Source organism: Sorangium sp. So ce367 (assembly GCF_051520455.1).
GTDB classification, from domain to species: domain Bacteria; phylum Myxococcota_A; class Polyangia; order Polyangiales; family Polyangiaceae; genus Sorangium; species Sorangium cellulosum_B.
Genome location: NZ_CP150334.1, coordinates 1,565,172 through 1,578,400, shown reverse-complemented (window position 1 = coordinate 1,578,400; position 13,229 = coordinate 1,565,172). Strand labels below are relative to the sequence as shown.

Sequence of the window (13,229 nt, the reverse complement as noted above, 5' to 3'; positions counted from 1 at the left end):
AGGGCAGCCCGGCGAGACCACCCTCGGGTACACACAGCGAGCGCGGCGCACAGCCATCCTGACGGCTCCCCTCGGCCGCTCGGCGGCGGGAGTCGCAACTTTGCGATGGGGAGGGGCTAGACTGCGCTCTTCGAGGCGACGAGTTCGCGCGCCGCCGCGAGCAGGCGCTCGGGCGTGTTCGCCTCGGGCTCTTCGGTGACGAGCTCGACGAGGCGCTCCAGGAGCTCGCCGACGAGCCGGCTCGGCGGAATGCCGAGCTCCTTCATCAATCGATTGCCGTTCACGGCGAGATCCTTGGCCGAGAGCGCCGCGCCCGCGGCGAGCAGCGCGTCCACGCGCTCCCGGAGCCGCCCGATCGTGGCGATGTCCTCGGTCGCCTCGCGCCCCTTGCCGAGCGCGTCGGCGAAGCCGATCTCGTAGAGATCCGGCGCCAGCGCCGGGGTCACCCGGCGGAGCCAGCGGCGCACCGCTGCGTCCGTCCAGGTGTCGTCGTAGCAGATCAGGTGGTGTCGGATGAGCGCCACGATCCGCGCCCGCTCGTCGTTCGAGAAGCGGAGCCGCGTGAGGATCGGGTCGGCCATCTCGGCCCCGACCCGCTCGTGCTCGTAGAACGTGTAGTCCTTCGTCTTGTCGGAGAACTCGCGCGTCCTCGGCTTCCCGATGTCGTGCATCAGCGCCGCCACGCGGAGGATCGGCTCGGGCTTGCACGCGTCGAGGCAGGCCATCGCGTGCCCCCACACGTCGTAGGCGTGCCATCGGTTCTGCTCGCACCCGACCGACTCGATCATCTCCGGACAGGTGATCGCCAGCAGCTCCGTCCGGCGCATGATCTCGAACGCCACGCTCGGGCGGCGCGCGCGCATCGCCTTCAGCCACTCGTCGCGCACCCGCTCCGCGCTCACGCAGCGGAACGTCTGGTGCGACCGCGCGGTGCCCATCGCGCGCTCGGTCTCGGGGTCCAGCGTGCCCTCCAGCGTCGCGGCGAAGCGCGCCGCGCGCAGCACCCGCAGCCCGTCCTCGGCGAACCGCTCGCCCGGATCCCCGACCGCTCGGATGACCTTCGCCTCGAGATCGCTCCTCCCGCCGAACGGATCGATGAGGTGCCCGTCCACCGGATCGATCGCGATGGCGTTCATGGTGAAGTCCCGCCGCGCGAGATCGGCGGTGATGTCGTCCACGAACTCGACCCGGTCCGGCCGCCTGCCGTCGCTGTAGGTCCCGTCGCCGCGCAGGGTCGTGACCTCGTACGGCACGCCGCGCACGAGGACGGTCACCGTCCCGTGCTGGATCCCGGTCGGGATCACCTTCCGGAACGCGGCCACGACCTCCTCCGGCCGCGCGTCGGTCGCGACGTCCCAGTCCTTGGCGTCCTGCCCGCGGAGCAGGTCGCGCACGCAGCCGCCCACGATCCAGCCGCGCTTGCCGCGCTCGCGGAGGCGGCGACAGATGCCGAGCACGTCCTCGGGGACGGCCTCGATGAGGTGATCGATCCGGGTCACGCCTGCGGCTTATCACGGGGCACGGCGAGCAGGGCCCCCGCCGAGCGCACGCTCACTTCTTCGGGTGAGCCCAGGGGTCCCGGACATCCGGGTTCTTGGGGGTCCGGGTCGTCGGCACCGCCGGCGGCCGTCCCGTCCCGGGCCTCGCCTTCGGACCGCTCTTCTCGTCGGCCTCGAGCTTCACGAGCTTGCTCGGCTCGGTGCCGTCGAGCACCACCGTGCTGGGCTGGTACCCCTCGGCCCGGATGTCGATCGTGACCGTCTGCCCCTGCTCCACGTCGATGCTCGCCGGCAGCTTCAGCTCCACGCCGTTGCGGTAGCCGACCGCCGTCTCCGGCACCGCGGCCAGCGCCACCACCGTCTTCTGGACCGGCGGCGGCTCGGGGGGCGCCGGCTTGGCGGGCGCCTCGACCGGCGGCTTCTGCGCCTTCTGGGCGTTGTCCCTGGCCGACCCGCTCGCGCCGATCACGAAGATCGCCGTCACGATCCCCACCGCGGCCGCCGCCCCGGCGACCCACACGTAGCGGGGCCAGGGCGAGCGCGGGGGCGACGGCGGCGTCGCGGGGACGATCACCTTCGAGGTCTTGAAGTAATCGTGCGGCACGTTGAAGCCGCCCGAGCGCGCCATCATCTCCGCAACCGCGCCCGGCACGCCCCCGCACCTCACCTGCTCGAGGTCGGCGTGGAGATCGCTCATGGTCTGGTAGCGCGACTCCGGCTTCTTGGAGAGGCACTTCAGGATCACCGCCTCGAGCCCGGGCGGGCAGTCGGGGCCGCCGACGAGCGCGCGGATGGGGACCGGCGCCTTGTACATGTGCTGCGTCAGGATCCCCATGAAGTTGTCGGCGTTGAACGGGAGCTGGCGGCTCACGAGCTCGTAGAGCATCACGCCGAGCGAGTAGATGTCGGTCCGGTGATCGATGGGCGCCCCCGCGGCCTGCTCCGGGGACATGTAGTGCGGCGTCCCGAACACCGCGCCGGCGCGCGTCAGCTTGGTCGTCGTGCTCGTCGACACCTTCGCGATCCCGAAGTCGAGGATCTTCACGAAGTTCGGATCGCTGCCGCGGGCGACCACGAAGACGTTGTCCGGCTTGAGATCGCGGTGGATGATGCCGGCGTCGTGCGCGGCGGCGAGCCCCGCGGACAGCTGCAGCGCGATGTGACAGATGCGATCCATCGGCAGCTCGTTCGGCGAGTCGATGAGCTGCGCCAGGCTCACGCCTTCCAGGTACTCCATGACGAAGTACGTGGAGCCGTCCGGCAGGTCGCCGAAATCGGAGATGTCCACGATGTGCGGGTTGCCGATGCTCGACGCGGAGCGGGCCTCCTGCACGAAGCGCTCGAAGATCTCGCGGTCCCTGGCGAGCTCCGCGCGGAGCACCTTCACCGCGACGCGCTTGTCGATGACCTTGTGGCGGGCGAGGTAGACGAACCCCATCCCGCCCTCGCCGAGCAGCCGCTCGATCTTGTACCGGTGATCGAAGGTCGTCCCGATGTAAGGATCCTTGGCGCCCGGCGGCCGCCGCTCGCGCGGCTCGACCTCGTCCGGCGGCGGGATCTCCAGGGAAGGCTCCCCCTCGCTGATCGGCACCGGGCTCGTTCGCCCGCTGATCTCGTCATTGTCGGGATCGCTCTGCCGCCCGAACCGCGGGGCCATCTGGCGCAGCGGCGGCGGCGCCCGGAAGCTCGGCGGCACCTCGCTCGCGGGCCCCTCGACCCACCCTGCCCTGGAGGGCCTCGACGAAGGGCGGAGCTCGACCTCCACCGGCACGTCGTCGTCGGCGCTGCTCGGCTCGATGGAAGACGGCGCGAACGCGGCCGCGACACCGGACGAGCGGGGACCGCCCGCCGCGCTCTTGGGGCGTGACGGGGGCGGCTCCTCGAGCGCGCCTTCCTCGGCGTTGAAGACCCTGCTGCGCGCGGTGTGGTGCTCGTTTTTGGTGGCGCTCATGAAAGGCTCGCGGGCAGAAGTGCACGCCACATGCCGGCAGCTGCGACAGGGTTGGATTCTAGCAGGCGTTCGGTCCGGGAAGCGAGATCATGCGGACCCCGCGCGCGAAAGGGCGCGGCGAGCGCGCGTCGACGGCGTGTCGGCCCACCGCCGACGATGGCGGCCCAGCGTGCCGCGCGCGCCGCGTTCTGCTAGGAGGGCACCGCGATGAGCTACCCTATCGAGGTCGCGCTGCGATATCTCGGCTCCAAGAAGCGGGCGTTCATCTCGGTCGGCACCACGTTCGCGATCCTCGGGGTCGCGCTCGGGGTCGCGGCGCTCGCGACCGTGATGAGCGTGACCGGGGGCTTTCAGGCGGAGTTCCGCGAGAAGGTCCTGGGCGTCAACGCGCACGTCCTGGTGATCAAGTACTCGACGGACTTCCGTGAGTACCGCTCGATCATGGAGCAGGTCTCCAAGGTTCCCGGCGTCGTCGGCGTCGCGCCGTTCAGCATCAACCCCATGATGCTGACGCACGGCGACGCGACGGCGACCGGCGTCCTGGTCAAGGGGGTCGACCCGGCCAGGAGCCTCGGCGTGGGGGCCGAGGGCGCCTCCACGGCCGTGCTCGACCTGCCCCGTCACATCCTCCCGGGCGGCGATCTCGCCGGGCTGCGGCGCCCTGGCTCGAAGCCCGCCGAGCGCGCCGTGCCGTCGTTGCCCGAGGTCCCCCTCCTGGAGCCGGACGCTGGCGCGCGGGGCGCGCTCGCGCCGGACGCGGGCGCCGAGATCGATCTGCTGAAGGCCTACGAGGCCCGGATCCTCGAGGACGAGCGCGCCGCGGCCGCGCGCGACGCCGCGCTCGCGCCCCCGACGGCGCGCGCGGCCGAGGCGGAAGGCGCGCCCGGCGCCGGGGCCGAGGAGGCGGAGGTCGCGCTCGACGAGGGCGCCCCGCGGGGCGCGATCGAGCCGCAGGGCGGCTATGGCAGCGTTCTCCCGGACGACGACGAGCTGCCGCCCGAGGTCGATCCGGACCCCTGCGCCGACAAGGAGCAGATCGCCAGGATGCCGGGCATCGTGATCGGCGCCGCGCTGGCGAAGAACCTGTCGCTCGACCTCGGCCAGTGCGTCACTGTCACCTCGCCCACGATCGGCTTCTCGTTCGCGAACGGCGCCATCAAGCCGCCGGTCGCCAAGCGATTCCGGGTCATCGCGATCTTCGAGGCCGGCTTCGAGCAGTACGACACCAAGCTGGCGTACGCCGATCTCTACGAGACGCAGGCGTTCTACGACCAGGGCGACACGGTGACCGGCGTCGAGATGAAGGTCGACGACATCGACAGCGCGAGCGGCATCGCGCGCGAGATCAGCAAGCTCCTCGGCAGCGGGCTCTATTACACGATGGACTGGGAGGAGCTGAACCACGGGCTCTTCACGGCGCTGCGCATCCAGCAGATCGGCATGAGCGCGGTGCTGGCGCTCATCATCGTGGTCGCCGCGTTCACGGTGATCGCGACGCTCATCATGGTTGTGCTCGACAAGAAGAAGGAGATCGCGGTCCTCAAGGCGATGGGCGCGACGGACGGCGCCGTCCTGCGCATCTTCCTCTACCAGGGCGGGATCATCGGCGTCGCGGGCACCACGCTGGGCCTCTTGCTCGGCGTGGCGGTGTGCAAGGGGCTCCTGGTGTACGGCTTCCCGCTCGACCCGAAGGTCTATTTCATCTCCCGCCTCCCCGTCCAGGCGCGCCCGCAGGAGTTCATCATCACGGGCTGCATCGCCATCCTCATCTGCCTCGCCGCCACGATCGTGCCCAGCCTCTACGCCGCGCGCCTCCGCCCCGCCGAGGGCTTCCGCGCGCAGTGAGCCCCTGCCTCCCCGCGCGGCTGCAGGCCCGAGGTGGGCATGCTCGCCGCGCGGCCTACCGCCGAGAGGCGGCGTAGAGCTTCTGCTGCCCGTTTTTGTCGGACGCCAGGTAGAGCGTGCACTCGTCCGGGGACAGCGACGGCGTCATGACGGCGACGCTCGGGTCCAGGTTGGGCAGCAGCATCCTCGCCGGCTGATCGTCCACGGGCAGCCCGTCGTCCCCGAGCGCCACGTAGAAGCTCCGCAGCACCGACGCCTCCTCGCACTCGCCGCGCGCGCTGTAGGGCGCCTGGAAGAAGAGCAGGCGGCCGTCGGGCGTCACCCACGGGGCGAGGTCGTCTCCCTGCGCGGGGCAGTCGCCTGGCAGGTGGATGTCGAGCACCTGCACCTCCGCGTCCTCTGCGCGCTTCGTGACGAGCCGGCTCGTGTTCCCGCCGCCGTCCTGGTGCGTGTTCATGAACCAGTACCGGTAGGAGGGCCGCTGCCCGTGGGCGACCGCCACCGAGCGGCTCCCCCCGTCCGGGTTGAGCGCGGGGAGCGTGTCCGCCTGGGTCGCGCCCAGCCCATCCGCGACGTGCAGCAGCGGGAGGCTGCCCGGCGCGGGGGGGAGGCGGTCGAAGAGCAGCGAGCCCGCAGGGAAGCCGTCATGCGGCGAGGGCGCGTCCAGGGGCAGGAGGAGCGGGCCCGACTCCTGGCCTTCGGCGTCGACGAGGAAGCTGGAGACGACCTCGCCGGCCGTCCAGGGCCGCCCGGTGGCCGTGGCGATCTTCGTGTCGTCTGATCCGAACTTCGCCGTGTAGACGAGCCGGAGCGTCGCCTCGCCCTCTCCGGTCTCCGCGCGCACGCGCGGGAACGCGGGCATCGCCCCCGCCACCTCGACCTCCGAGAGCGCGCCGAACGACAGCACGCCGCCGCGGGCCGCGCAGGAGACGCACGTCTCGCTGGCCGTGCAGAACTCCCCGCCCTTGCACGCGCCGCAGCCGCCCTCGCCGCCCCCGCCCGACGCGGCGGACGACGAGGCCGAGCCCCCGCCTCCCCCGCTGCCCCCGCCCCCGTCGCCGCCGGCGCCGCCCTCGCCGCCGCTCGATGACGTGGACGTGGCGCTCGCGCCGGCCGCCGTGAACCGCTCGCCGCAGCCGGCGAGCGCCGCGAGCGCCAGCTGCGCGGCGAGCGAGAAGGTTCCGTAGAAGCGAAGCGTGCGCACCCGAGCTGCCTCCTGTCGTGGTCCCGCCGCGCGGAGCCGGCGTGCGCGGTCAAGACGCCTTGTTGTAGTCCGTGTCCTCGAGAAGGATGACGTTCGTCTTCGAGCGGGTCTCGCCGACGCTGGTCACGTAGACCGCGGGCTTGTCCTGCACCGGACACACCTTCTCGCACGCGCCGCAGCCGATGCACAGCGACGGATCGACGTGCGGACGCTGCACGTGGACCATCTTCATCGGCGGCTCCTTGCCGTGCTCGGCCGCCACCGGCTCGCGCTTCGGGATGTCGACCTCCTCGACCCAGATCGCCTTGGGCGACGTCGGGCAGAACTCCTCGCAGACGATGCACGGCACGCTCATCGACCACGGCAGGCAGCGCCCTTGATCGTAGAACGCGGTGCCGATCGAGATCGGCTTCTGGCCGATGCCCATCTTCTGCTCCTCGGTGATCTTCTGGATCGCGCCGGTCGGGCAGACGTCGCCGCAGAGGACGCAGGAGTGCTCGCAGTACCCGATGCGCGGGATGACGATCGGCGTCCAGAGCCCCTCGATGCCCGCCTCGAAGAACGCGGGGTGGATCGCGTTGTTGGGGCAGACCTTCATGCACTCCGCGCACCGGATGCAGCGCTCCAGGAACTCGCGCTCCTCGACCGAGCCCGGCGGCCGGATCACGCGGTGGTCGTAGTTCGCGTCGAGCACGTCGGCGATGCGCGCCGTCGGGATGATCACCGCGCCGGCGGCGGCGGTCGCGAGGGCGGTGCGGCGGCCCGTGTCGGGCGTCACGAGGGCGCTCTTCCGGTTCGGCAGGAAGCGGAACTTGATGACGTCCTCGGGGCAGGCGCTCTCGCAGTTGAGGCACATGTGGCACTCGTCCTGCCGCCACTTCACCCCGCCCTGGGGCGAGTCGGCGCCCTGGCAGTGCACGAGGCACAGGTTGCAGTCGGTGCACTTCGCGTGATCCTTCTGCATCCCGAAGAGCGCGAAGCGCGCGAACACGCCGAGGAACGCGCCGAGCGGGCAGAGCACGCGGCACCAGAACCGCGGGATGAACCGGTTCATGAAGAGGATCGCGACGAACAGGATCCCGACGAACCACGTGTGGTGGAAGTAGAACTGCTTCGTCTGCCACACGCTCGCGGCCAGGAAATCCTGCGCGTGATCCGCGGCGAGCTGCACCGGCCGGCTCCCGGTCGTGGCCGCGGAGCCGGTCACCACGGCGGCGACGTACTGCGCGGCCGGGATGACGGCGAGGCCGATGGCCCGGACCGCCACGCAGATCGGATCGAACAGCCCGCCGATCACGCTGCCGGTCGCGCTCGCCGCGAGGAAGGCGTACATCAGGTAGTACTTCACCCGCTGCCGCGTGTACGTCTTGTTCGCCTCGACGCGCTTGCCGCCCTTGCCGTAGCGCGACGGGAAGATCCACCCGAAGAAATGGTGGAGGGTGCCGAAGGGGCAGATCCAGCCGCAGAAGACGCGCCCGAAGACGAGCGTCAGCGCGAGGATCCCGAGCGACCAGAGCAGGCCGCGGTAGACGGTGTGCGTCGAGAGCAGGGTCATCGCGCCGACGAACGGGTCGGCGAGGAGGAAGCCCTCGACGGGGAGCGGCAGGCGCACGCGCGCCTCGGCGGAGGCGAACGAGCCGCGGAAGCCCGTCTGGAACAGGAAGTAGAGGAACAGCCCGAGGCAGCCGGCCTGCACGGCGCGGCGCACCCAGACGAGCACCTGGATCACCTTGCGCGCCGGCAGCCCCGAGCCGGACCGGCGCTTCGGGGCGGGCCGGACGATCGCGCCGGCCTTGCGCAACGTGCGCAACAGCGCGCCCCAGGGGGCCTCCTTCGCGGAGGCGGCAGGCGGCGTCGCGCTCGGCGCGGAGGGCGGCGCCGCGCTCGCCTTCGCGGGCTCCACGACGGCTCCTGCCGCCGGTTCACGGTGCGCCGGCGCGGCCGGCGTCGGATCGAGGTTTGCCATGAGTACTACACCTCGGCGAGCCGCAGGTTCTGCCAGTGCATCGTGCCCAGGCCACGCTCGTGGCCCATCTTCAGGTACGGGATCTCCTCCGGCTTGCGGCCGATGAGCTGGCAGCCGTACGCGTCGGCGGCGACCTGGTCGGTCGTCGCGATCACGGTGTGCATGTCCTTCGCGTCGGCGACGTTCCCGCCCTGCGGCCCGTTGCGCATGAGGACGCGGACGGCGTCCACGATGGTGAGCGTGGGCTGGATGAACGTCGCGAGATCGGCGATCGACACGTCGATGTTCTGGTGGAGGCGGTTGCGCCGGCCGCCGAGCGCCCCGTACCAGTTCTTCATCGCGCCGGTGTACTTGGACAGGTTGTGGTGCTTCGCGATGGGGACGTTGATGACCTTGTCCGCGTTGACGAGCGGCGTATAGACGGGCCAGTCGTCGAGCACCTCGCCCTTCAGGCGCATGCCGCGGAAGCGGTGCGCCGCGGGGATGACGACCTCCCCGCCGACGTCGTAGGCGGCCTTCCAGATGCCGGAGCGCTGGAAGCAGCGGTTCGGCTCGTTGCACGAGGCGTCCGTCACGATGACGGTCTTGGCGCCGGCGTCGTAGGCGAGGCGCACCACCTCGGCCACGACCTTGGGGTTCGTGTTGGCCGCGTGGATCGGCGTGCGATCCCAGCCGATGTTCGGCTTCACGACCACGACGTCGCCGCGCGAGATGAAGCGGCGCATCCCGCCGAGCGCGTCGACCGCCTTCCGGACCAGGGCGGCCGGGTCCGGGGCGCCCGCGGCGAGCGCCTCGGCGCCGGCGCGGGCGACGACGAGCTCCGGCACCCCTGCGGGCGCGTCGCGGAGCCGGTAGTCCCGCGTCTGCTGGCGCTCGGCGGCGATGGCGGCGCTGCCGCCGCGATCCCACCGGGCCGCCGCGAGCCCGCCCGCGCCCCCGAGGACGAGGCCCGCCGCGCTCAGCCGACGCAGCATTTCACGTCGAGAAATGTCACCCATGGCCCTCGCCTTCCCTGGACCTACGGATAGCCTCCCCGGGCGGTCGCCACAAGCAGAGGTGGCCTGGCGGAACCGACGTGCGCCGCCTCCCGGCGCTTCCAGCAACGGCGCTCAAGGAGGAGCCGCAGTGGACGTCGCCGGGGTCGCCGGGGCCGCTGGCGTCGCCGGAGCGCCTGCGGCGGGGGAAGCCCCCGTGCTCGCCGGCTGCGGCGCCTGCGGCGCCTGCGGCGGCGCGCCGCTCGCGGCGGGCGGCGCGTGCGCAGGCGGCGAGGGCGGCGGGGTGGCGGGCTCGTCCGGCTCGTACGGGTCGGCCTTCAGGCGATCGCGCTCTGCAAAACAGCTGGCGCGCTCCGCGTCGCACGCGGCCCGCTGCTGCGCCGCGTTGGCGAGCTCAGCGGAGCGCTGGTCGGCGAGCGCCCTGGCCTCGTCGCGCTCGGCGGTGACGGCGGCGCGCGCCGTCTCGACCTCGGCGAGCCGCGCGCGCTCGTCCATGGTCGCCTTCTGCGCGGCCGCTGCGCTGTCCTCGCAGGTCTTGAGGCGCGCGGCCTGGGTCGCGTGCAGCACCTGGATCTCGCGGGCGTGCTCGGCCTCCGACGTGGAGCCGCTCTTCTGGAGGGTGGCCAGCGTCGCGTTGAAATCCGCGCGATCCTGATCGCGGGCGCCGCGGCACGCGATCGCCTCGGACTGGGCGATCTGGTGGCTGGCGACGCAGGTGTCGAGCTTGTCGAACGACTCGGCGCCCCGCTGGCGGGCCTGCTCGAGCTCGTTCGCGAGCCGCAGGGTCTCGCGCTTCGAGAAGCCGAGCAGCACGACCGCGCAGCCCACGAGGGTCAGCGCGCCGGCCGCGATCCGCGCGCGCAGGTAGGACGTCTTCTGCTTGATCCGCAGCCGCTCCGCCTCGCGCTCCGCCTCGCGCTCCGGCTCGAGCAGCACGTCGAGCTCCTCGGCGAGCTGGGTCATCGTCGGGCGCTCGTTCGGATCGATCGCGAGCCATCGCCTGAGCGCGGCCTGGAACATCTCGCGCGGGCGCCCGGTGAGGTCTGGCAGCGCGTTGTCGGCGAGCGGCTTGTCGGCGCGGACGTCGTGCGACTCGGCGAGCTCGGTGCGGCTCTGCGCGGACTCGCCCGGGAAGTCCCTGGGGTTCACGAGCGAGTAGAGCAGGGTCGTGGCGAGCCCGTACGTGTCCATCTTCTCGGAGAGCGGCACGGCGCCGGGGAACCCGTTCAGCGCCCGGAGCTGCTCGGGCGAGGCGTAGAGCGCGGTGCCGGCGCAGAAGGAGGCCTCTCGCTCCGCGGCCACGCCCAGGTCGAGCAGGATGGGGTGGACGCGGCCGGCGAACCTGGCGAGGAAGATGTTGTCGGGCTTGACGTCCTGGTGCCGGAGCCCGGCGGCGTGGAGCGCCTCGAGCCCGCGCGCGACGGCGAGGAAGATGTCGTGCGCCTCGCGCAGGGCGAGGGGGCTGCGCTCGAGGCGCTGGGCGAGGGTCTCGCCCTCGTAGACCGGCATGGTGAGCCACACGTAGTCGGCGTTCATGCCGTGGTCCTTCAGCTGGACGACGTGCGGGTGCCCGACGGTCGCGAGCATGACGAGCTCTCGCTCGACGTTCCGCATCGCGTACAGCGAGCGGGGCATGAGCTTGAGGGCGACCTGGTGCTCGGGGACGTCGATCCGCTGGGCGACGTACACCTTGCCGAACATGCCCTGCCCAAGCAGGCGCCCCAGGCGGTAGAGCCCGCCGACGATCTGGCCGACCTCGGGGAGGATCGAGGGGCCGCGGCTGCTGCTCCTCGCGGGGTCGTCGCTCCCGCCGCGCGACGTGGTGCGCACCAGGCTGGACGGATCCGCCACCGTGACGGCGAACGCGTGGACGATCGTGGTGCGGAGGTTGGGGTCGACGGGCGGCACAGCGATTGCCAGAGTAGCGGAAGCAGCGAGCGCTGAGAAAGAAGCCGGCGGACAGAAGACGGCCGGCGCGGGGCGTTTATTCGAGGGGGGCTGGCGGAGGCGCCGGGGGGCTCATCCGTTCGCGCCGTTGCGCCGCCGGTGTGTGGATTGTGCCCCGGCCTCGCGCTCTGGATCGCTTGCCGCGGCGAGGCGAGCCCCTCGCCTGCCGCTCAGCCCTCCAGCGGCATCGCCGGCGCCGCTGGCGAAGGCGCCGCCGGCGCTGGCGTTGCCGGCGAGGGGGCCGCCGTCGCCTTGGCCCGCCGGGCCGCCGCGCGCTTGCGGCGCTCGTACGCGCTCGTCACCTCGCGCACGATCTCGGGCTGGCCACGGAACACGAAGCGCGCCGCGTTCCGGACGAGGCCCATGCGCTCGACGAGCAGCGTCGCCAGCTTGTTGCGGAGCAGCAGCGCGTCCTGCGCCTGCCTGGAGATCGCCTCCGCCTGCGCCGGCCGGCTCCGCAGCTCGGCCGCCACGGCGCGCGCCTCGTCGAGGTGGGCCGCGTCGAAGCCACCGAGCCCGTCGAGAGCGTCGCGGTGCTTCTCCCCGAGCAGCGCGTAGTCGTCCAGCGCGCTCGCCAGGGCGTCGGCCGTGTCGGGATCCTCCGCGTGCGCCGCGTCGATGCGGGCCAGCATCTCGTCCTTCGCGTCGTCCACGCCGTCGTCGAAATAGAAGCGCAGCGTCGCCGAGATCTCCCCCAGCAGGAACTTCCCGCGCTCGCGGGGGCTCTCGTTCTTCTCGACGGTCAGGAGATACCGCGTCTGTGCCTCCTGCGTGGCGCGCTGCAGCGAGAGGATCTCTTCTGCCGTCCTCGGCCCGAGGCGCGCGGCGTCCCCCTTCTTGCCGTCCTTCGGGACCGCCGACTCGAGGCCCAGGCGGGTCACCCGCTTCTGGGCGTCGACCTGTGTCTTCCAGTGCTTGTCGCAGAACCTCGCCACGTCGACCGCCTCCCCGAAGAGCACGTGCAAGGGCACCGTGATCGCCGGGAGATTGCCGGCGCTCATCTGCTGGACGACGTCCGACCACCGCTCGATATCGCTCGTCTTCTTCGCCATCTCGACCTCCCCTGGGTTGCGGCGCCGGACCCCCCGTCCGGAGCCGCAATCCCGGGCATCCATTCCGGAGAGCCCTGGCTCGGACTCCCCTCCACAAGGACCTGAGCCCGAGACTCCCGCCCTCTCGCACCACGAGCCGCCGAGAGCGGGTCATGAAGCGCGCGAGATGCGGAAGCTTCGCGGCAGGGCGACAGGGATCCACGTCCCGTGCCTGGACGACACGGCGCCAGGGACACGCGAAGACCCTCCGGGGTGTCCCTGGCGCTTCAGGACGTGTCCCTGGCAGCTATCTCCGTGTCCCTGTCGATGCTCTCCGTGTCCCTGGCGACGCTCTCCGTGTCCCTGGCGAGAACACCGCCGCTCGGGATCGACGCTGCCGCTTGTCCCAGTCGGCCTGTTCCCTGTCCCTGCCCATCATTTCCATGTCCCTGGCGCAGCTCGACGAACGGCCGCATGGCCATCGCAGCCGGCTCGCTCGGATGGTCCTTGTGGATCATTGCAACGAGGGCTGTCGATCCCGGGGCGTCGCTCGCGACAAGAGGTCGCATGCGGAAGCTCAGGCGCCGTCATCGGATGCGCAACAGCGCAATCCATTGCGCAATGGGGACCAGCAGCGGACGACCAGGACCCTGCCATCGGCGAGGAGCACGGCGCTCGGGGTCATGGGCCAGATCGGCCCGGCTCGTCCGCGGGCAGCGAGCAGCCCGCGCGCACGGATCGCGCCGGCCAGGCTGGCCTGCCCGATGCACAGCGCGATCCCAGGCGCGCCG

At 71.9% G+C, this 13,229-nt stretch carries 8 protein-coding genes; 1 reads left to right on the top strand and 7 read right to left on the bottom strand.

All coding sequences use genetic code 11. The annotated features are described in order from the left end of the window. Positions 1 to 116: 116 nt before the first annotated feature. Positions 117 to 1,499, bottom strand: coding sequence for a CCA tRNA nucleotidyltransferase (locus tag WME97_RS05995; RefSeq protein ID WP_437550139.1), 1,383 nt, complete (start codon positions 1,497 to 1,499; stop codon positions 117 to 119). 52 nt (positions 1,500 to 1,551) lie between these two features. After that, positions 1,552 to 3,450 (bottom strand): protein kinase domain-containing protein, encoded by a 1,899-nt coding sequence (locus tag WME97_RS05990; RefSeq protein ID WP_437550138.1) that lies wholly within the window; start codon positions 3,448 to 3,450, stop codon positions 1,552 to 1,554. 207 nt (positions 3,451 to 3,657) lie between these two features. On the opposite strand from WME97_RS05990, the gene WME97_RS05985 reads away from it, so the two are divergent. Then, a complete protein-coding gene (locus WME97_RS05985) occupies positions 3,658 to 5,295 on the top strand; it encodes an ABC transporter permease (protein ID WP_437550136.1) in 1,638 nt (545 codons plus the stop codon). 55 nt (positions 5,296 to 5,350) lie between these two features. Here the strand turns inward: WME97_RS05985 and WME97_RS05980 are convergent, their stop codons facing one another. The 5 genes from WME97_RS05980 to WME97_RS05960 form a co-directional block, all read right to left on the bottom strand. Further along, complete coding sequence (locus WME97_RS05980; RefSeq protein WP_437550134.1) at positions 5,351 to 6,499, bottom strand: hypothetical protein; 1,149 nt, start codon at positions 6,497 to 6,499, stop codon at positions 5,351 to 5,353. Positions 6,500 to 6,548: 49 nt separating this feature from the next. Further along, positions 6,549 to 8,465 carry a 4Fe-4S binding protein gene (locus tag WME97_RS05975; RefSeq protein ID WP_437550132.1) on the bottom strand — a complete coding sequence of 639 codons (1,917 nt, stop codon included), beginning with the start codon at positions 8,463 to 8,465 and terminating at the stop codon, positions 6,549 to 6,551. A 5-nt stretch (positions 8,466 to 8,470) separates the two neighbouring features. Continuing rightward, the gene (locus WME97_RS05970; protein ID WP_437550130.1) at positions 8,471 to 9,463 is read right to left on the bottom strand and encodes a DUF362 domain-containing protein; all 993 of its coding nucleotides are present in this window, start codon (positions 9,461 to 9,463) and stop codon (positions 8,471 to 8,473) included. 111 nt (positions 9,464 to 9,574) lie between these two features. Further along, entirely contained in the window at positions 9,575 to 11,368 is a 1,794-nt protein-coding gene (locus WME97_RS05965; RefSeq protein ID WP_437550128.1) for a serine/threonine protein kinase, read from the bottom strand. A 209-nt stretch (positions 11,369 to 11,577) separates the two neighbouring features. Then, positions 11,578 to 12,459 (bottom strand): hypothetical protein, encoded by an 882-nt coding sequence (locus tag WME97_RS05960; RefSeq protein WP_437550126.1) that lies wholly within the window; start codon positions 12,457 to 12,459, stop codon positions 11,578 to 11,580. Positions 12,460 to 13,229: the final 770 nt, after the last annotated feature.

Bases quoted from the DNA above. Each gene is read 5' to 3' on its own strand.
- WME97_RS05960 (WP_437550126.1), bottom strand. From the start codon at position 12,459: ATGGCGAAGAAGACGAGCGATATCGAGCGGTGGTCGGACGTCGTCCAG.
- WME97_RS05970 (WP_437550130.1), bottom strand. From the start codon at position 9,463: ATGGGTGACATTTCTCGACGTGAAATGCTGCGTCGGCTGAGCGCGGCG.
- WME97_RS05985 (WP_437550136.1), top strand. From the start codon at position 3,658: ATGAGCTACCCTATCGAGGTCGCGCTGCGATATCTCGGCTCCAAGAAG.
- WME97_RS05975 (WP_437550132.1), bottom strand. From the start codon at position 8,465: ATGGCAAACCTCGATCCGACGCCGGCCGCGCCGGCGCACCGTGAACCG.
- WME97_RS05990 (WP_437550138.1), bottom strand. From the start codon at position 3,450: ATGAGCGCCACCAAAAACGAGCACCACACCGCGCGCAGCAGGGTCTTC.